The organism is Azospirillum soli (genome assembly GCF_017876165.1).
Lineage (GTDB): Bacteria > Pseudomonadota > Alphaproteobacteria > Azospirillales > Azospirillaceae > Azospirillum > Azospirillum soli.
On the sequence record NZ_JAGINQ010000013.1, the window covers coordinates 46,923 to 65,432 of the forward strand.

The window sequence follows — 18,510 nt, forward strand, 5'->3', positions numbered from 1 at the left end:
GGTTCTATCACCGGCCTTCCGGAGAACCGCGTCCGGCATCCCTCCGGGGGACGGCGGAGTTAAGGCGCTTGCCCCTGTGGGAGGCTCCCTCCGTCCCGCCCAATTTCATCGGAAGAGCCGATGACGGCGGGAGGAAGGGATGAGCGTCGATGCCAAGGAACAGCGCGCCCGGATGCTCCGGTCGCTTGCGGTCATCGAACATTACGAACGCCACAGCGCCATCGGCGCCCGGCTGATGCGCGGCACGCGCTACGAGCTGGCCGTCCAGGCGACCGATGTGAACGGCGACCGCTGCCTGTTCCCCGCCTGCGGCTGCGCCAAGGCCGACTGCGCGCGCCAGCCTCTGTGCATTCCGCAGATCTCCTGGGGCGGTCCTAAGGCCGGCTGGCGGACGCGCTGAAGGGTCATTTTGGGGGCGGTTTCAATAATGCGGGGGCGGAGCCTCGTCCTGCGGCGCGCGCTGCGGGCCGGCTTCCAACTCGGCGACGCGCTCGCGCAGGCGGCGGACTTGCGCGGTCAGCCGGTCGATGATTTGTCCCTGCTCGAACATCACAGAGGACAGTTCCTCGGCCATCCGTTCATGGTGGGCCAGCCGGGATTCCAATTCGGTCATGCGGCGTTCGATGGAGTCGTCCATGGCGGGTCCTGCTGTGGGGCTCCGAAGCGGCCCCGATGGGCGCAGCTTTAAAACATCTCGCCCGGCAGATCAAAGCTCCTGCCGACCCATTCGCGTCTTCCTTTTGTTGCACCGCTGCCCAACGCCGCCGGGAGTATCGTTCGATAAACAACAGCAACAAAATGAAGAGGGAACCATGTTGCGGCTTGGGTCGAGGGTTAGGCATCGGGGACGCGACGCGATGGTCATCGCGCGCACCGTCTGTGGCACTCCCTCCTATGATCTTCGTCTGATCGACGGAACTATTGTCAAATATGCTGCGGCGGACGAATGCGAACTCGTCCCGGCCGACGCGGGACGCGCGCCCATCTACGGCGCCGGGCGAAGCGGCGGCCTTCACCCGCCCACCTGACCGGCCATCGCTGATCGGTGATTGCCGAAGCCGCTCCATCCGCGCAATATCGCGCGATGGAACGGCTGAACGACGACAATTGCTGTGGCGGCGGCTGCGGCGGCAGGCAATGGCGCGTGATCGAGGGCGGTGGGGCCGTGTCGGAGGACGCCGCCCGGCCGATCCCCGAAGATTACGGGCTGACGCCCGCCGACCTGCGCATCTGGTACTCCCCCGGCCGGACCGGCGCGGTGCTGGCTTTGCTCGCCACGCTGGGCATGGCCGCGACAGAGGCGTTCAGTGGCGCCCGCTATTCCGATCCCTGGATTCTGGGCGCGCTTGGGGGGCTGCTGTACGGCGCCCTGATTGGCGGCTTCGGCGGGCTCGGCCTGCTGGTGCTTGTCCACTGGTGCGACCCGCTCATCGGCATGGCGTGGCCGCAATACGCCCGCCTGCGCCGCTACCGCGACGCGCTGGCGGCGGCCCGCGCGGCGGAAGAACGCGACGGTCCCTGAACGAGCGGTCCCCGAACGAACGGCGCCCGAACGAACGGCGCCCGAACGAACGGCGCCCGAACGAACGGCCCCCGAACAAACGATCGGTGAAAAAGTCAGGGTCGTATCCCTTAGGGGCGATGGTGCTTCGACGCGCGGACCCAATCTGCATGGATGCAGACAGGAGAAACGCCGTGAACCGATACGACGAAAAAGTCTACCGCGTGCCGAGGCGCAAGGACGGTCCCAGCCTCGCCGAACAGAAAAGCCAGCTGGTCCGGCTGAAGCAGGACCTGGAACAGTTCAAGGCTCGTCAGGCCGGTGCCGCCGTGGTCACCTCGCTGCAATCGCGCATCCGTGACCTCGAAGCGTCGATTTCCCGCGCGGAAGGCGCCCGCATGCTGGACCGTCAGGCCCGCCAGTCCGCGACCGACGGCGACGGTGGCGATGCCGCGACGACCGCCGGCGGCTATCGCGCGACCTCCAGCCGTTTTCCGCCTCGTGGTCGCCCCGGCCGCGATTATTGACGCGCAACACCGCCCAGCAAGCAGCGGCCCGGCATTCCGGGCCGTTCTTGTTTTGTATTGTCGGTTGAGCTACTCTTGCGCCCGTCAACGACCGGATTCCATCCCCCTGCGACATTGATGGAGTTTATGGTGCGCGATGTTGCAAGCTATGCGCCTGCCGCATCCATTCGCGCACAGCCCGTTGTGCAGGCGTGCACAATGGCCGTCTACGAACGATGGCCTATAACACGCTGGCTTAAAACCTATATCCGGCCATTTTCGCCGTTGTGCAGATCCGGCGCCCTGCCAAAACTGCACAACGATGCACAATCGCCCAAACGGCTCGGCATGCGAGCCGCGCATGGCTCTGAATGCCGATGCGTGGCATGCCAGCGGCACGCTCCTTGCTTCGTTACGGAAAAATAACGCGGTAGGGAGGAGACACCATGAAGTTCGCGATGGATTTGCGGCACAAGCTGCCCGCAATGATTGTGTCCGCCTCGTTCATCTCCATTCTCGCGGCGGGGGTTCTCGGTTACGTTTCGGCAGCGGAAAGCCTGAAGGCCGGCGCGCGGGACAAGCTGGTGGCGCTGGCGAGCGCGCGTCAGGCCTCGCTGTCCGACTATCTGGACGGCGTGCAGAACGACGTTCAGGTGACGGCCAACAACCGCATGCTGCGCGAAGGCCTGCTCGGCTTCGTCAACGGCTACCGTCTGGAGGCCGCGAACGGCGCTCCCGATGCGGTAATCCGGCGCAAGTACATCGAGGAAAACAACAATCCGGCTGACCAGAGGGCCAAGCTCGACCAGGGCGGCACCAGCCTCTACGACATCACCCACCTGAAGATTCATCCCTGGCTGCGCGAACTGGCGGCCGGGCGGGACTACGATGACGTCATCCTGATGAACCCGGACGGGGTGGTGCTCTACAGCGTGGCGAAGCGCGAGGATTTCGCGACCGACCTCGCCAACGGCCAATGGAAGGACACCGCGCTCGCCGAGGTCTTTGCCAAGGTCCGCGCGGCCCCCAAGGGTGGGCGCGTGGTGATGAGCGATCTGGCCGCCTACAGCCCCGCTGGCGGGCGTCCGACGGCCATCCTCGCCAGCCCGATCACCCTGGCCACACCGTCGGGTGAGGAACAGTTCCTGGGCGTGCTCGCCATCGCCATGTCGGATGCGAAGCTGAACGGCATCATGCAGTCGGCGCACGGGCTGGGCGACACCGGCGAGACCTATCTGGTCGGGTCGGACGGGCGGCTGCGCAGCAACTCCCGACTGTCCGGTACCCCGACGGTTCTGTCCACCAAGGCGGACAGCGATGCCGTCGCCGAGGCTCTGGCCGGGCGCAGCGGCGCTCGCGAGACCCGCAACCACCGCAATGCTGATGTGATCTCAGCGTATCGCTCGATCGACGTGCTGGGCATCCGCTGGGCGGTGATGGCGGAGGCCGAACTGGGCGAAGTGCTGGCCCCGGTGGTCGAACTGCGCAACCGCATGGCCCTCGGCGGCTTGCTGCTGCTCGCCGCGCTGTCGGCCGGCGGCCTGATGTTCGCGCGCGGCATTACCCGGCCCCTGTGGGCGATGACGGAGGCCATGCGCCGGCTGGCCGGCGGCGACCGGGCGGTTGAGATCCCCGCCCGCGACCGCCGCGACGAGATCGGCGCCATGGCCGCCGCCGTGCAGGTGTTTAAGGACGCGCTGATCCAGACCGACCGGCTGCGCGCCGAGGAGGACGAGCGGCGCGCCCGGCAGGAGGAGAAGACCCGCACCGTGGAGGCCCTGACCGCCCGCTTCGACGCGGAGGTCAGCGGCGTGGTCCGCACGGTCGCCGACGCCGCCGTGGAGTTGGAGGCGACCGCCCAGTCCATGCGCGCCATCGCCGACCAGACCAGCGGGCAGGCGGCCACCGTCGCGGCCTCGGCCGACCAGACCTCGGACGGGGTGAACGCGGTCGCAGCGGCGACGGAGGAATTGACCGCCTCGATCCAAGAGATCGCCGCGCGGGTGGCCGACTCCGTGCGCATCACCCAGTCCGCCGTGGACGAGGCGCAGCGCACCAACACGGTGGTCGAGGCCCTGGTTCACGCGGCGGCCAAGATCAGCGCCGTGGTCGGCCTGATCGAGAACATCGCCAGCCAGACCAACCTGCTGGCGCTGAACGCGACCATCGAGGCGGCGCGGGCCGGCGCGGCCGGGAAGGGCTTCGCGGTCGTCGCCAACGAGGTGAAGAGCCTCGCCAGCCAGACCGCCAAGGCGACCGGGGAGGTGTCCAGCCTGATCGGCGACATCCAGACGGCCAGCGACACGGCCGTGACGGCGGTCGGCCGCATCGCCTCGATCATCCGCGAGGTGGACGGCATCTCCGCCGTCATCTCGGCAGCGGTGGAGCAGCAGGGCGCCGCCACGGCGGAGATCGCCGAGACCGTGCAGCGCTCCGCCGAGGGCGCGCGGACGGTCACCGACACCATCGTTGGCGTCAGCGCGGCGGCCGGCAAGACCGGCACGGCGGCGTCGGAGGTGCTGACCTCGGCCCAGGGCCTCGCCCGGCAGGCCGACGCCCTGCGCGGGGAGATCGACCGCTTCCTCGGCGCCATCCGGAAGGCGGAGGCGGCTTAAGAATCTTTCGTCGGCTTGATCTAAATCACGGCGGCGGCGGACGGCGATTCATACCTTAGCCTCAGAACTAGGACCTTGGTGCCGTACGGCTTAAGCTTCCGTCAGGCACACGAGCGAAGCCTGACAGAGGTTAGAGACATGCCGTTCTCCGTCGCCACCACCGCTCCGACCGTCGCCCCGGTTCCCATGCCCGAGGCGCCCGTCATCGAGAAAATCGCTGCCGAGAAAAGCCGCTGCTCCACCTGCTCGGCGCGGGCGAAGGGGCTTTGCGCCGCCCTGACTCCCGAACAGCTTCCGGAACTGGCCGCCGCGTCCCGCCCCGGTGACCTGCTGTCGGCGAACCTCGTGGTCAACGAGGGCGAGAAGGCCGAGGCGGTCTTCACCGTCGTGTCCGGCATGCTGAAGCTCTACAAGACCCTGCCGGACGGCCGTCAGCAGATCACCGGTTTCGCCACGGTCGGCGACGTGATCGGCCTCGCGGTGGGGGAAAGCTACGCCTACACCGCCGAGACGGTGACCGCCTCCACGGTCTGCCGCGTGTCGCGCGCCTCGCTGGCCCGCCTGATGGAGCGCAACCCGGCCGTCCAGGGCCGTCTGCTCGCCATGACCTCGGTGGAACTGTCGGCGGCCCAGGACCAGATCCTGCTGCTCGGCTGCAAGACGGCGGCGGAGCGCGTGTCCAGCTTCCTGCTGGCGTCCGGCCGCCGGTCGAAGCGTCTGGTCGACGGCAAGCCCAGCGTCTTCCTGCCCATGTCGAAGGTGGACATTGGCGCCTATCTGGGCCTGCGCCCGGAGACGCTGTCCCGCGTCCTGCGCAAGCTGGAGGACGCCGGCCAGATCACCCGCCTGTCCAACGACCGCATCCGCCTCGACGACCTGGACGGCCTGGAAGCCTCCGCGACGGTCAGCGCCTGAGCAAATGAGGGTTAAGCGGCCCCGACCACCGGGAAGGCGGCGCCCACCGGCTCCGCCTCCATGTCCTTGACCAGGGTCCGTCCCTCGACCCTGTAGCCCAGCCTGCCGAACAGCCCGGCGGCGTCTAGCTTCGGCGCCAGCGCCGCCATGACGCAGCCGTCCAGATCGACCTCGACGGTCCCGCACCCGAGATTGTGGGCCAGCCGGTCGATGGCCTCGATCTGCGCCCCGGATGTCGCCGCCGCGTCGAACAGCCCGACCGCCACGAAGGTCGGCACGGTGAGAACCCGCGCCGCGCCGTCCTGCCGCACCCGGTAGCAGAACAGGCCCCGGATGTGGCCGTCGCTCATCTCGCAGGCCATCACGCCGCCGTCGTCGCCCAGCGTCTGATATGGCTCCACCACGCCGCGCCACTGGGCCAGCGTCATGTCTCGATGCAGGGCCTGGATGACGGGAAGCGCCTGATCGGTCTGGGCCGGGGCGAGCGGGGTGATGATGAAGCTGCGGGGCATGGCGGGGGTCCTTTCCCGCGCATCATCGCCGGATGGCCCCTCCGTCGCGTTGACTTTGATCAGGTGCCGGACAGCGGATGAAATTGTTTAGGGTGGAACCGTTTTGGGAGACCCACCATGACCAGCCCTTATCCGCCGACCCCGCAGGATCCCGATCTGCCCTTCCCGATGCCGCCCGACGCCCCCGGCGACGAACCGCCGGAAGCCCCGCCGATACCGGGCGAGCCGCAAGACCCGCTCTGACTTGCCCGCTCTGACCCCTCAGGTCTTGCGGCGGTACAGCGCCAGCGCCCGGTCGAGGATGCCGGGGGACAGATAGTCTCCCAGGAACAGGTCCCCCAGCGCCCGCCGCATCCGCGCCCGGATGCGGGACCGGACGGCGTTGCGCACCGCCTCTTCCAGCATGTGGCAGCGCCGGCACAGGTTCTTGGCGCGGCCTTCCGGGTTGCCGGACGGGCGCACCGGGCGGACCATGATGCGGATGTCCTTGGTCTGGGCGTATTCGACCACGTCGGGCCACGCCGCCCGCCGGCCGCGCCCGTCGCGCCAGGTCTGGTCGGCGGCGTCGTACCACCGCCCGTCCGGCAGGCAGCGCACGACCGTGCCGCCCGGCCGGCCGCAGCAGCGGCAGCGGTTGTCGCCGACCGGCGCCTTGCGGTCGGCCGGATCGAGGTCGGGTCTCAGAATCTTTGCGCGGCTTGGCTTGGTCATGGCTTTATGCCGGGCGTCATGCCCTTGGGGGCTTGGCTCATGACACGGATGGGCATGAACCGCCAGTCTGTTTTTTCGAAAATCTTGTGCCAAGCGCGAGACGATGATGACCCTGCCCGAAGACGGCCCCTTCGCCGACCCGCACCTCGTGCACGACCTCGCCAGCGCCCATCCGGAGGTGGCGACACCGGCCTCGGTCGGCGTGTCGCGGGTTGAGCAGGCCGAACGGCTGGGCCTCGTCCCGCTCGGCCTGCCCCTGCCGAAGGGAAAGCGCGACCTGCTGGTTCCCGCCGAGCGGCGGGAGGCCATCGTCCTGGAAATCCAGGGGCTGATCGACCGCGCCCAGCGGCGCAACGACCTGCTGGCCCAGGGACGCCGGGCACTGGAAGGACGCCAAACCACCTTGCACCCGGCCGAGGACCGCGTCCGCGTGCGCGCCACCCGCAGCGACGAGTTGCCCTGGCGCGGGATGCCCGCGCCCGTCCGGCTCCAGGTCTCCCGCGTGCTGGACGCCATGGAACTGTCCGGTCTAAGCGACGACGAACTGGCGGCCCGCCTCGACGGCGACCCGGCTTTGACCTCGGCCCTGGAAGACGCCCTGTCCCGCACCGCCGCCCGTCTGCGCGCCTATGCCGAGGCCGCCGGCGATGCGAACGACGACTGGGCCTTCGATGCGCTGGCCGACCGCCTCTCCCGCGCCTCCCGCAACCGCCACGGGGTCGAGGAGCTGCTGGCCCGCTGGGACCGGGAGTTCGACGTGTGGCGCCGCGAACGCGCCGAGGCGCGTGGCCGCGCCTATGTGGACCGCCATTTCGACTTCGCCCGGTTCGAGCGGCTGTTCCCGGTGGCGCGCGGCCTGGGGCGCAAGCTGGTGCTGGTCACCGGCCCGACCAACTCCGGCAAGACGCACCAAGCCATTGAGGCGCTGAAGGCCGCCCGCGACGGCATCTATCTCGCCCCGCTGCGCCTGCTGGCCCTGGAGGTGATGGAACGCCTGAACGCCGAAGGTACCCCGACCTCCCTGCTGACGGGGGAGGAGGCGATCCCCAAGCCCGGCGCGCGGCATACCGCCTCGACTATCGAGATGATGGACCCCGACCGCCCCGTCGAGGTCGCCGTGATCGACGAGATCCAGATGCTCGCCGACCCCGACCGAGGTTGGGCCTGGACGGCGGCCCTGATGGGAGCGCCGGCCGAAACCCTCTACATCCTCGGCGCGCCGGAGGCCCGCCCTCTCGTGGAACGCGCGGCGGCGCACCTCGGGGAATCCCTGGAGGTGATCGAGCTGGAGCGCAAGGTGCCGCTGACCATGATCGACCGCCGCCTGGACTGGCCGGAGGTGGAGCCCGGCGACGCGCTGATCGCCTTCTCCCGGCGGGAGGTGCACAGCGTCCGCGACACGCTGCGGGCGCGCGGCCTGTCCGTCGCGGTGGTCTATGGTGCCTTGGCCCCGGAGGTGCGCCGCCGCGAGGCCGCGCGCTTCCTGTCCGGCGAGGCGGACGTGGTGGTGGCCACCGACGCCATCGGCATGGGCCTGAACCTGCCGTGCCGCCGCGTCCTGTTCACCGCGCTGGAGAAGTTCGACGGCAGCACCGTCCGCCCGCTGACCGCGACGGAGGTGAAGCAGATCGCCGGCCGCGCCGGCCGCTTCGGCAAGTTCGAGGCCGGGGAATTCGGCGTCATCGGGCGCGGCACGCCGCAGGCACTTCGCCGCCTGCTGGAACAGACCGACGCGCGGCTTCTGCCCACGGCACCGCTGGCCGTGCGCCCGACGCGCGGCATGCTGGCCCGGCTGGCCGTCTATCTGGAGACGGAAGAGACGGTCCTGCTGGTGGGCTGCTTCGCCGACGCGCGCACGGCAGGATCGCCCTACCGGGTCGGCGACCTCTCCACCTTGCGCCGGCTGGCCGTGATGCTGGACGAACGGCGTTTGGCTCTGGCCGACAAGCTTGACCTGCTGCTCGCCCCCGCCGACCTGGACGACGAGGCCGAAGCCCGCGTCCTCGCCACCATCATCGCGGCAGTGGAGGGGGGCGAGGCCCAACCCATCGGCCGCTTCGTCCCGGCGCGGCTCGACGGGCTGGACGCGGCGGCGCTGGAGGGTCTGTCGCGGGCCTGCGATCTTTACTACTGGGCGGCCCGCAAGTTCCCCACCCTGTTTCCGGAGCGCGAGGCCGTCCGCACCCGGCGTGGGGAGGTCAGCCGGCGCCTGTCGGAACTGCTCGCCACGCGCGGTGCCAAATCCGCCGGCAACCGGCGGGAGCCTCCACCGAAAGCCGGCTTTCGCGGAGCCCCGCGCAAGCGCTTCGGTCCCGGACGGCGCTGACCCGGCGGAACCCAACGCCGGGTGGCGCGTTATCCCGGCATGGACATCATTCGCATCATCCTGGCACTGCTGCTGCCACCGTTGGGCGTCTTCCTCCAAGTGGGATTCGGCGCCCAGTTCTGGATCAACGTGCTGCTGACGCTGCTTGGCTACGTGCCCGGCATCATCCATGCCCTGTACGTGATCGTGAAGTACAAGGACCGCACTCCCGTCCGTTACTGAGCCGTCCGCTACTGAGCCGTCCGCTACTGAGCGGTGACGGATTCCAGCGACGAATCCGCCATAGCCTGCCCGGCGGCGATTTCGCGCCGCCGCAGGTCGGCGTGTTGGTTGCGGGGGCGGCGCTCGGACAGGGCGACCACCGTCAGGGCGAACAGGCCATAACCGGCCATGGCGAGGCGGGCGTCTCTCGGCTCATTGGACAGCAGGGCCGCCGCGGCGAGAAAGCCGATCCCCTGGGCTGTGTCGATGGCAAGGTGCTGGTCCATGGTCAGCATGGGCGCGGCGCCCCACTCATAGTCGGTGGCGAGCGCGTAGGCGGCGCTTCCCACGGCCGCCGCGTCCATCAGCGTCCGGGTGGTGCCGTGCCAGCCCATCGCGCGCGGCGCGGCGGCCAGCGCCACGCCCGCCGCATAGTCGATCATCCCGTGGATGTGCGTCGGTATTCTCATGCCCGGTCAACAGCACCGGGCAGCGGGCGTTCCTGCGGCTTCTCAGGTCGCCGGAGCCATGAAGGCCTTGACGGTGCTGACGATCGCCTCGAACGCCACCGGCTTGAACAGGATGGCGGTCTTCCGCCGTGCATCGCCGTCCAGCAGTTCCGCCGCGTTTTTCGGCAGGTTGCCGGTGACGACGACGACCGGCATGTCCGGCCGCTGCCGCCGGGTGCTGCGGATCAGCGCGTGCCCGTCCAGAACCGGCATGCGCAGGTCGGTGACCAGCACGTCGCAGGGGTCCTGCTCGAAGACGCTCAGCGCCTCCCCGCCGTCGCAGGCCGCCGTGACCCGATAGCCTTCCAGGGCGAACATCCCGGCCAAGGCTTCGCGGATGATGGGGTCGTCTTCGGCTACCAGCACATGCATCGGGCTAAGACTCGGGGGCTAAGGTCCGGCGTTCCATCAAGCCAGCGATTTCTAATGCAAGCGGGCGCCCGTGGAAGTTGGCTTTTGGATTTATATCAAACGCGGAACGGACTGCCGGTGAGTGCCGCCGATCAAGGGGTTGGTTCCGGCCTATGCCGCATGGCTAGGGATGCGTTTGTTGGCAGGCCAATGGTCAGATTGACAGTCCTAAGCCCGCCATGCAGGGATGCCGCCCATGGCCCATCTCGCACTCGACCCATTCACACCCGAACAGCCGCTGAAGGTCGCGCAACAGTATGTCGCGCTGATTCACAGCGTGCTGGAGCGGCGCGACAACCTGGACCTTGAACACGCCCGTGCCTGCCGCAACGTGGTCGAACTGGCAGCCAACCACACCATCGCCGACGTGCGCTACGATGCGGAACGGCTGATGTATCTGGCCGAGCGCGCCAACGCCGACGGCTTCGCCGTGCATGAGCAGCTGATCGAGGTCGCCGCCGAGCATGAGGCGGAAATCAAGCGCCTGGGCAACGATGTCATCCGGGAATACAAAGCGCTGGCGCGCAAGCTGAACATGCCGCAGCGAGTCTCGTCCCTGCTGCGCGAGGTGTTCGAGGCGGCCGAGCAGTTCCAGGACGAATGGCTGACCATCGTCCGGCAGATGCGCCATCGCGCGCTGGCCATCGGCCGCCGCCGCACGCCGGAGCTGAATCTGGTCACGGCCGGCGAACTGTACACGGCGGCCTTGGCCGAAGTGATCGGAACGCCGGAGTTCATCGAATTGAAGCCGCGCATCGCGGGCGACATGATCGTCTACGAGATGGTGATTCCCGTCCCCCGAGATCTGCTGGTTGAGACCGACCGTCTCGCCGATCTTGCCGACAGCCTCCACGGGTGGGTAGAGCGTGTGGCGCCGCGGCTGAGCGGCGGATTGGCTTTGAGGTTCGCCGCCGATGCCCATGCTGCCTGAACATTACCTCGCGCTGGCTCGCGAATCCTCCACCGCGCTCAGCGGCGAGGGGCGCTGGTGCGCCACGGCACGATTCGCGTATGACGCCGTGTTCCACATGGTGGCCGGAGCGGTCGGGCTCGACCCAGCGACCTTCGCCGGCAACACGCGGGCGGTGCGTGAAGCCCTGTTCGCCATCGATCTGGATGGTGGCCCCGAGTTCCTGAAGCTGGCGCGTCGGCATTGGAACACGTTGTGGCTGGTCGCTTTGCGTGCGGAGCGGTCGCTCGACGAGAGTGTGCCGGAAAGCGAAGCGCGTTTGTCCCTGGCGCTGGCCGAACGCATTTTCGCCGCTCGGGCTGCGGGGCTCCAGTAACGTCATTGTTGGTTTGTGTCATTTGACGCGCCGGGAACGTTGCCGGCGATGCCCCGGCGCGTCTGTGCGCGGAACCAGCCTGAACCTTGCGTAGGGCATAGAACCTATACTTTTGGCTTTATACGACCATTACGGTGAGGTTGTTCATTTCGGCACGAATTAAGTTTGTGGGCTCTCCGTCCGATAAACTCACGGAATTAGGGATGCCCGCTTCTGGTTCTGGCAACATCGTCCAGCCGGCGCACGCACCGTGCCGGGTGCTGATCGTGGAAGACGAACAACTCGTCGCTCTCTCCCTATCCTGCATGATCGAGGATTTGGAGCATGAGGTGTGCGCCGTCGCGGATTCCGGGGCCAAGGCGATCGAGGCGGCCACGCTTCACCACCCCAGCCTCGCGCTGGTCGATCTGCGCATCAAGGGATCGATGGACGGGATCGACACCGCGCGGACGCTGCGGGGTATGGGCATACCCTCCATCATTCTGTCGGGCGACGGCAACCCGGACACCCTGGCGCGGGCGAAGGATGCCGGAGCCGTGGGCTTTGTGATGAAGCCCTATTCCCTGGACGAACTGCGGGTGGCGCTTGGAAAGGCGGTCGGTCATGGCTGATGGCGACGACGTCAAACTGGAACCGAAAACGGCCCTGCACGGGCGGACCTCACACAAGAAAAAGAACGATGCGGGCCTGAACATGCCTGAGACCACCGACCTGGAACTGTCCGCCCGCGACCTGCTGGCGGCTCTTCGCCGTTTCAAGAAAGGTGACTTTTCGGTTCGACTGCCGCTGCACTTCACGGGCATCGACGGGGAAATCGCGGAAGCCTTCAACGACGTGGTCGAACTGAACGAGCAGATGACGGAGGAATTCGGGCGTCTCAGCTCCGTCGTCGGCAAGGAAGGCAAGATCAGCCAGCGCGCCAAGCTCTCCAGCGCCACGGGCAAATGGGAGAAGTGCGTCGATTCCATCAACACGCTGATCGGCGACCTCGTGCAGCCGACCAACGAGGTGGCGCGCGTGATCGGCGCGGTCGCGAAGGGCGACCTGTCGCAGACGATGGTGCTGGAGATCGACGGGCGCCCCCTGCGCGGTGAATTCCTGCGCATCGGTAAGATCGTGAACACCATGGTGGGGCAGCTGAACAGCTTCGCCAGCGAAGTGACCCGCGTGGCCCGCGAGGTGGGTACGGAAGGAAAGCTCGGCGGTCAGGCGCGCGTGGAGGGCGTGGCCGGCACCTGGAAGGACCTGACCGACAACGTGAACGCCATGGCGGCGAACCTGACCGCCCAGGTGCGCAACATCGCCGAGGTGACGACCGCCGTGGCGAACGGCGATCTGTCGAAGAAGATCACCGTGGACGTGAAGGGCGAAATTCTGGAGCTGAAGAACACCATCAACATCATGGTGGACCAGCTCGGTTCCTTTGCCTCCGAGGTGACGCGCGTGGCGCGTGAAGTGGGCACCGAAGGGCGACTGGGCGGTCAGGCGGTGGTGAAGGGTGTCGCCGGCACCTGGAAGGATCTGACCGACAACGTGAACCTGATGGCGACGAACCTGACCGCCCAGGTCCGCAACATCGCCGAAGTGACGACGGCGGTTGCGAAGGGCGATCTGTCGAAGAAGATCACCGTCGACGTGAAGGGTGAGATCCTGGAGCTGAAGAACACCATCAACACGATGGTCGATCAGCTCAACAGCTTCGCCAGCGAAGTGACGCGCGTGGCGCGCGAGGTGGGCACGGAAGGAAAGCTCGGCGGCCAGGCCCAAGTGGAGGGCGTCGCCGGCACCTGGAAGGATCTCACGGACAACGTGAACGCCATGGCGGCGAACCTGACCAATCAGGTCCGCAACATCGCCGAGGTGACCACGGCCGTGGCGAACGGCGATCTGTCGAAGAAGATCACCGTCGATGTGAAGGGTGAGATTCTGGAGCTGAAGAACACCATCAACACGATGGTCGATCAGCTCAACAGCTTCGCCAGCGAAGTCACGCGCGTGGCGCGTGAGGTGGGTTCCGAGGGCAAGCTTGGTGGGCAGGCGCAGGTCAAGGGCGTGGCCGGCACCTGGAAAGACCTGACGGACAGCGTGAACGCGATGGCGACGAACCTGACGGCTCAGGTGCGCAACATCGCGGAAGTGACCACGGCGGTGGCGAACGGTGACCTGTCCAAGAAGATCACCGTCGACGTGAAGGGTGAAATTTTGGAGCTGAAGAACACCATCAACACGATGGTCGATCAGCTGAACAGCTTCGCCAGCGAGGTCACGCGCGTGGCGCGCGAGGTCGGCACGGAAGGCCGTTTGGGTGGTCAGGCCCGCGTGGAAGGTGTCGCGGGCACCTGGAAGGATCTGACCGACAACGTGAACCTGATGGCGACCAACCTGACGGCCCAGGTGCGCAACATCGCCGAGGTGACGACGGCGGTGGCGAAGGGCGATCTGTCCAAGAAGATCACCGTGGACGTGAAAGGCGAGATCCTGGAGCTGAAGAACACCATCAACATCATGGTGGATCAGCTGGGATCCTTCGCGTCGGAGGTGACGCGCGTGGCGCGTGAAGTGGGCACCGAAGGAAAGCTCGGCGGACAGGCGCAGGTGGAGGGCGTCGCCGGTACTTGGAAGGATCTGACCGACAACGTGAACGCGATGGCGACAAACCTGACCGCTCAGGTCCGCAACATCGCAGAAGTGACGACGGCGGTGGCGAACGGGGATCTGTCCAAGAAGATCACCGTAGACGTGAAGGGCGAGATTCTGGAGCTGAAGAACACCATCAACACGATGGTCGATCAGCTCGGTTCCTTTGCCTCCGAGGTGACGCGCGTGGCGCGTGAAGTGGGCACCGAAGGCCGCTTGGGCGGTCAGGCGGTGGTGAAGGGTGTGGCCGGCACCTGGAAGGACCTGACCGACAACGTGAACCTGATGGCGACGAACCTGACCGCTCAGGTGCGCAACATCGCCGAGGTGACGACGGCGGTGGCGAAGGGCGACCTGTCCAAGAAGATCACGGTGGACGTGAAAGGCGAGATCCTGGAGCTGAAGAACACCATCAACATCATGGTGGATCAGCTGGGCTCCTTCGCGTCGGAAGTGACCCGCGTGGCGCGCGAAGTTGGCACCGAAGGCAAGCTGGGCGGACAGGCGCAGGTGGAGGGCGTGGCCGGCACTTGGAAGGATCTGACCGACAACGTGAACGCCATGGCGGCGAACCTGACCAACCAGGTGCGCAACATCGCCGAGGTGACGACCGCCGTGGCGAACGGCGACCTGTCGAAGAAAATCACCGTGGACGTGCGTGGTGAGATCCTGGAGCTGAAGAACACTATCAACACGATGGTGGACCAGCTCAACAGCTTCGCGTCCGAGGTGACGCGCGTGGCCCGCGAGGTGGGCACGGAAGGCAAGCTCGGCGGACAGGCGGTGGTGAAGGGGGTTGCCGGTACCTGGAAGGATTTGACCGACAACGTCAACCTGCTGACCGGCAACCTGACAAACCAAGTCCGCAACATCGCCGAGGTGACGACGGCGGTGGCGAACGGCGACCTGTCCAAGAAGATCACCGTCGATGTGAAGGGTGAGATTCTGGAGCTGAAGAACACCATCAACACGATGGTGGACCAGCTCAACAGCTTCGCATCGGAGGTCACGCGCGTGGCCCGCGAGGTGGGCACCGAGGGCAAGCTGGGCGGTCAGGCGGTCGTGAAGGGTGTCGCCGGCACCTGGAAGGACCTGACCGACAATGTCAACATGATGGCGACGAACCTGACCAATCAGGTGCGCGGCATCGCGGAGGTCGTCACGGCGGTGGCGCAGGGCAACCTGAAGCGCAAGCTGACGGTGGACGCCAAGGGCGAGATCGCCGCACTCGCCGACACGATCAACGGCATGATCGAGACGCTGGCCATCTTCGCCGATCAGGTCACCAACGTCGCCCGCGAGGTCGGCATCGAGGGCAAGCTGGGCGGCCAGGCCAAGGTGCCGGGGGCGACCGGCGTGTGGCGCGACCTGACCGACAACGTCAACCAGCTCGCCGCCAACCTGACCACCCAGGTCCGCGCCATCGCCGAGGTGGCGACCGCCGTGACCAAGGGCGACCTGACCCGCTCCATCACCGTCGAGGCGTCGGGCGAGGTCGCGGCGCTGAAGGACAACATCAACGAGATGATCCGCAACCTCAAGGACACGACCTTGAAGAACGCGGAGCAGGACTGGCTGAAGACCAACCTCGCCAAGTTCACCCGCATGTTGCAGGGCGAACGCGATCTGGTCACCGTCTCCAACCTGATCCTGTCGGAACTGGCGCCGCTGGTGAACGCCCAGCACGGCGTCTTCTACATCGCCAACCCGGAGGGCGAGGAGGTCTCCTTCGACCTCGTGGCGAGCTACGCCTACAAGACCCGCAAGCACCTCTCCAACAGCTTCCGGCTGCGCGAGGGACTGGTCGGCCAGTGCGCGTTCGAGAAGCAGCCGATCCTGCTGACCAGCGTCCCGCCCGACTACATCCAGATCAACTCCGGCCTCGGCGAGGCGCCGCCGCTGAACATCATCGTGCTGCCGGTACTGTTCGAGGGCGAGGTGAAGGCGGTCATCGAGCTGGCGGCCTTCAGCCTGTTCAGCGAGACGCACCGCAGCTTCCTCGACCAGCTCATGGAGTCGATCGGCATCGTGCTGAACACGATCGCCGCGACCATGCGCACCGAGGGCCTGCTGAAGCAGTCGCAGCTGCTGACCGCCGAGCTGCAGAGCCAGCAGGAGGAGCTGAAGAAGACCAACGACCGGCTGGAGCAGCAGGCGACCTCGCTCCGCCAGTCGGAGGAGATGCTGAAGAACCAGCAGGACGAGCTCCGCCGCACCAACGAGGAACTGGAGGAGAAGGCCGAGCTGTTGTCCCGCCAGAAGATGCAGGTGGAGGCGAAAAACCGCGAGGTCGAGATGGCCAAGCGGGCGCTGGAGGAGAAGGCCGAACAGCTGGCGCTGACCTCCAAGTACAAGAGCGAGTTCCTGGCCAACATGAGCCACGAGCTGCGCACGCCGCTGAACAGCCTTCTGATCCTGTCGAAGCTGCTGTCGGACAACCCGCAGGGCAACCTGAACGACAAACAGATCGAGTTCTCGCGCACCATCCACGCGGCCGGTTCCGATCTGCTGGCGCTGATCAACGACATCCTCGACCTGTCGAAGATCGAATCCGGCACGGTGTCCATCGAGGTTGGCGACGTTCAGGTCCCCGACATGGTGGAGCATCTGGAGCGCAGCTTCCGTCAGGTGGCGCAGAACAAGAAGCTGTCCTTCGCCATCGAGATGCACGAGGAACTGCCGAAGGTCATCCGCACCGACGAGAAGCGCCTGCAGCAGGTCATCAACAACCTGCTGGCCAACGCCTTCAAGTTCACCGACAGCGGCAGCGTCACTCTGAGCATCGGCCCGGCGGCGGAGGGGTGGAGCCCGAACAACGCTTCCCTCAGCAGCGCGCCGCAGGTGCTGGCCTTCTCGGTCACCGACACCGGCATCGGCGTGCCGGAGGACAAGCAGAAGATCATCTTCGAGGCGTTCCAGCAAGCCGACGGCACCACCAGCCGCAAGTACGGCGGCACGGGCCTGGGACTCTCGATCAGCCGCGAGATCGCCCAGCGTTTGGGTGGTGAAATCCGTGTGACCAGCGCGCCGGGCGCGGGCAGCACCTTCACACTATACCTGCCGGTCCGCTACGAGGCGGGCGCCGACCGGGCGATCTGCGGTCCGGCCAACCCGGCGACCGTGGCGGCCGAGCGGTTCATGCTGACCCAGACCGACCACCATGACGACCGCGAGGCGCTGACCGGCGGCGACATGGTGATGCTGCTGGTCGAGCCGGACGCCACGGCGGCCCGCTCGATCATGGAGCTGGCGCGGGAGAAGGACTTCAAGGTCGTCCTGTCGCACACCGGGAACGGCGCCATCCCGCTGATCCGCAAGGTGCGCCCCAGCGCCATCACCATCGACCTGCACCTGCCGGACATCGACGGTCTGGCCCTGCTGGAGCAGATCAAGCACGACCTGGACCTGCGCCACATCCCGGTCCATGTCATAGCACCGGAGGAAAGCCGGCACCGCTGCCGCGACGTCGGCGCCTTCGGCGTCACCACCACGCCGGTGGATCCGCAGAAGCTGTCGGCGGCCTTCACCGCGCTGCGCGGCATCGTGGCGCGGGACGTGATGCGCCTGCTGGTCGTGGTCGGCGACGCCGAGCTGCGCGAACAGCTGGTCGCCCGGATCGGCGGCGAGGACGTGCAGATCACCGAGGCCGGCTCCGCCAAGGAGGCGCAACGGCTGCTCGCCAACGAGGTGTTCGACTGCGCCGTGCTCGGCTCCGGCCTGCCGCGCTCGTCGATGCTGCCGCTGATCGAACGCATCCGGGACAACCAGCCGGCGCTGCCGGTGGTGGTCTACCGCCGGAAGCCGCTGCCGGACGCGGAGGCGGAGAAGCTGGACGTGCTGGCGCAATCGGTCCTGCTGCGGCAGGCCGGCACGCCCGAACAGCTGTTGGACGAGACCGCCAGGCTGCTGCATCGGCCGTTGTCGAACCTGCGGCCGGAGGACCGGGAGACGCTGGAAGCCATGCGCCAGGACCAGAACGCGCTGGCCGGCCGGACCGTCCTGCTCATCGACGACGACATCCGCAACATCTTCTCCATGACCAGCGTGCTGGAGCAGTACCGGATGAACGTGGTCTTCGCCGAGAACGGGCGGGACGGGATCGAGCTGCTGAAGAGCACGCCCGGCATCGACGCCGCCCTGGTGGATGTCATGATGCCGGAGATGGATGGGTACGAGGTCATGCAGGAGATCCGGGGCATCGACGGCTTCCAGGATCTTCCCCTGATCGCCGTGACGGCCAAGGCCATGCAGGGCGACCGCGAGAAATGCCTGGAGGCCGGGGCGTCGGACTACATCGCCAAGCCGGTCGAGGTCGACCGCCTGCTTGCCACGCTGCGCGCGTGGCTGAACCGATGATCGGCCAACCGATGCCCGGCCAAC

The 18,510-nt window shown here is 67.1% G+C and carries 17 protein-coding genes; 12 read left to right on the forward strand and 5 right to left on the reverse strand.

Annotated features, from left to right (window positions below; all coding sequences use genetic code 11):
• Window positions 1-139: 139 nt before the first annotated feature.
• Window positions 140-400, forward strand: coding sequence for a hypothetical protein (locus J2852_RS19705; RefSeq protein WP_209878689.1), 261 nt, complete (start codon window positions 140-142; stop codon window positions 398-400).
• 21 nt (window positions 401-421) lie between these two features.
• Here J2852_RS19705 and J2852_RS19710 read toward each other — a convergent pair whose 3' ends face one another.
• Window positions 422-637: a SlyX family protein gene (locus J2852_RS19710; protein ID WP_209878691.1), complete on the reverse strand. Its 216-nt coding sequence runs from the start codon at window positions 635-637 to the stop codon at window positions 422-424.
• Between the two features lie 447 nt (window positions 638-1,084).
• Between J2852_RS19710 and J2852_RS19715 the strand changes: the two genes are divergently transcribed.
• From J2852_RS19715 to J2852_RS19730, 4 genes are all read left to right on the forward strand, one after another.
• The gene (locus J2852_RS19715; protein WP_209878693.1) at window positions 1,085-1,522 is read left to right on the forward strand and encodes a hypothetical protein; all 438 of its coding nucleotides are present in this window, start codon (window positions 1,085-1,087) and stop codon (window positions 1,520-1,522) included.
• Between the two features lie 173 nt (window positions 1,523-1,695).
• Entirely contained in the window at window positions 1,696-2,028 is a 333-nt protein-coding gene (locus J2852_RS19720; RefSeq protein ID WP_209878695.1) for a Gas vesicle protein V, read from the forward strand.
• 425 nt (window positions 2,029-2,453) lie between these two features.
• A complete protein-coding gene (locus J2852_RS19725; RefSeq protein WP_209878696.1) occupies window positions 2,454-4,622 on the forward strand; it encodes a methyl-accepting chemotaxis protein in 2,169 nt (722 codons plus the stop codon).
• Window positions 4,623-4,760: 138 nt separating this feature from the next.
• Complete coding sequence (locus J2852_RS19730) at window positions 4,761-5,537, forward strand: Crp/Fnr family transcriptional regulator (protein ID WP_209878699.1); 777 nt, start codon at window positions 4,761-4,763, stop codon at window positions 5,535-5,537.
• Window positions 5,538-5,548: 11 nt separating this feature from the next.
• Here J2852_RS19730 and J2852_RS19735 read toward each other — a convergent pair whose 3' ends face one another.
• The gene (locus J2852_RS19735; RefSeq protein ID WP_209878701.1) at window positions 5,549-6,049 is read right to left on the reverse strand and encodes a hypothetical protein; all 501 of its coding nucleotides are present in this window, start codon (window positions 6,047-6,049) and stop codon (window positions 5,549-5,551) included.
• Between the two features lie 117 nt (window positions 6,050-6,166).
• On the opposite strand from J2852_RS19735, the gene J2852_RS32100 reads away from it, so the two are divergent.
• A complete protein-coding gene (locus J2852_RS32100) occupies window positions 6,167-6,292 on the forward strand; it encodes a hypothetical protein (RefSeq protein WP_281418464.1) in 126 nt (41 codons plus the stop codon).
• A gap of 18 nt (window positions 6,293-6,310) precedes the next feature.
• Here the strand turns inward: J2852_RS32100 and J2852_RS31620 are convergent, their stop codons facing one another.
• Window positions 6,311-6,760, reverse strand: a complete 450-nt coding sequence (locus J2852_RS31620; RefSeq protein ID WP_246499861.1) for a hypothetical protein — start codon at window positions 6,758-6,760, stop codon at window positions 6,311-6,313.
• Between the two features lie 106 nt (window positions 6,761-6,866).
• On the opposite strand from J2852_RS31620, the gene J2852_RS19745 reads away from it, so the two are divergent.
• Entirely contained in the window at window positions 6,867-9,086 is a 2,220-nt protein-coding gene (locus J2852_RS19745) for a helicase-related protein (protein WP_209878703.1), read from the forward strand.
• 39 nt (window positions 9,087-9,125) lie between these two features.
• Window positions 9,126-9,308 carry a YqaE/Pmp3 family membrane protein gene (locus J2852_RS19750; RefSeq protein ID WP_209878705.1) on the forward strand — a complete coding sequence of 61 codons (183 nt, stop codon included), beginning with the start codon at window positions 9,126-9,128 and terminating at the stop codon, window positions 9,306-9,308.
• A 23-nt stretch (window positions 9,309-9,331) separates the two neighbouring features.
• Here the strand turns inward: J2852_RS19750 and J2852_RS19755 are convergent, their stop codons facing one another.
• Both J2852_RS19755 and J2852_RS19760 read right to left on the reverse strand, forming a co-directional pair.
• Complete coding sequence (locus tag J2852_RS19755) at window positions 9,332-9,757, reverse strand: hypothetical protein (RefSeq protein WP_209878707.1); 426 nt, start codon at window positions 9,755-9,757, stop codon at window positions 9,332-9,334.
• Between the two features lie 42 nt (window positions 9,758-9,799).
• Window positions 9,800-10,168 carry a response regulator gene (locus tag J2852_RS19760; RefSeq protein WP_209878709.1) on the reverse strand — a complete coding sequence of 123 codons (369 nt, stop codon included), beginning with the start codon at window positions 10,166-10,168 and terminating at the stop codon, window positions 9,800-9,802.
• A gap of 235 nt (window positions 10,169-10,403) precedes the next feature.
• Here J2852_RS19760 and J2852_RS19765 point away from each other — a divergent pair, with 235 nt between their 5' ends.
• From J2852_RS19765 to J2852_RS19780, 4 genes are all read left to right on the forward strand, one after another.
• On the forward strand, window positions 10,404-11,138 hold the full coding sequence (locus J2852_RS19765; RefSeq protein ID WP_209878711.1) for a type 2 periplasmic-binding domain-containing protein: 735 nt from the start codon (window positions 10,404-10,406) through the stop codon (window positions 11,136-11,138).
• Complete coding sequence (locus tag J2852_RS19770; protein WP_209878713.1) at window positions 11,122-11,493, forward strand: hypothetical protein; 372 nt, start codon at window positions 11,122-11,124, stop codon at window positions 11,491-11,493. The genes J2852_RS19765 and J2852_RS19770 overlap by 17 nt, the downstream gene beginning before the upstream one ends.
• 203 nt (window positions 11,494-11,696) lie before the next feature.
• Window positions 11,697-12,104, forward strand: coding sequence for a response regulator (locus tag J2852_RS19775; protein WP_209878715.1), 408 nt, complete (start codon window positions 11,697-11,699; stop codon window positions 12,102-12,104).
• A gap of 82 nt (window positions 12,105-12,186) precedes the next feature.
• Complete coding sequence (locus J2852_RS19780) at window positions 12,187-18,486, forward strand: HAMP domain-containing protein (RefSeq protein ID WP_211112285.1); 6,300 nt, start codon at window positions 12,187-12,189, stop codon at window positions 18,484-18,486.
• The last annotated feature ends 24 nt before the right edge of the window (window positions 18,487-18,510 follow it).

Coding starts and splice junctions, on each gene's coding strand:
- J2852_RS19710 (WP_209878691.1), bottom strand. CDS start 637: ATGGACGACTCCATCGAACGCCGCATGACCGAATTGGAATCCCGGCTG.
- J2852_RS31620 (WP_246499861.1), bottom strand. CDS start 6,760: ATGACCAAGCCAAGCCGCGCAAAGATTCTGAGACCCGACCTCGATCCG.
- J2852_RS19715 (WP_209878693.1), top strand. CDS start 1,085: ATGGAACGGCTGAACGACGACAATTGCTGTGGCGGCGGCTGCGGCGGC.
- J2852_RS19705 (WP_209878689.1), top strand. CDS start 140: ATGAGCGTCGATGCCAAGGAACAGCGCGCCCGGATGCTCCGGTCGCTT.
- J2852_RS19780 (WP_211112285.1), top strand. CDS start 12,187: ATGCCTGAGACCACCGACCTGGAACTGTCCGCCCGCGACCTGCTGGCG.
- J2852_RS19745 (WP_209878703.1), top strand. CDS start 6,867: ATGACCCTGCCCGAAGACGGCCCCTTCGCCGACCCGCACCTCGTGCAC.
- J2852_RS19735 (WP_209878701.1), bottom strand. CDS start 6,049: ATGCCCCGCAGCTTCATCATCACCCCGCTCGCCCCGGCCCAGACCGAT.
- J2852_RS32100 (WP_281418464.1), top strand. CDS start 6,167: ATGACCAGCCCTTATCCGCCGACCCCGCAGGATCCCGATCTGCCCTTC.
- J2852_RS19725 (WP_209878696.1), top strand. CDS start 2,454: ATGAAGTTCGCGATGGATTTGCGGCACAAGCTGCCCGCAATGATTGTG.
- J2852_RS19730 (WP_209878699.1), top strand. CDS start 4,761: ATGCCGTTCTCCGTCGCCACCACCGCTCCGACCGTCGCCCCGGTTCCC.
- J2852_RS19775 (WP_209878715.1), top strand. CDS start 11,697: ATGCCCGCTTCTGGTTCTGGCAACATCGTCCAGCCGGCGCACGCACCG.
- J2852_RS19755 (WP_209878707.1), bottom strand. CDS start 9,757: ATGAGAATACCGACGCACATCCACGGGATGATCGACTATGCGGCGGGC.
- J2852_RS19750 (WP_209878705.1), top strand. CDS start 9,126: ATGGACATCATTCGCATCATCCTGGCACTGCTGCTGCCACCGTTGGGC.
- J2852_RS19770 (WP_209878713.1), top strand. CDS start 11,122: ATGCCCATGCTGCCTGAACATTACCTCGCGCTGGCTCGCGAATCCTCC.
- J2852_RS19760 (WP_209878709.1), bottom strand. CDS start 10,168: ATGCATGTGCTGGTAGCCGAAGACGACCCCATCATCCGCGAAGCCTTG.
- J2852_RS19765 (WP_209878711.1), top strand. CDS start 10,404: ATGGCCCATCTCGCACTCGACCCATTCACACCCGAACAGCCGCTGAAG.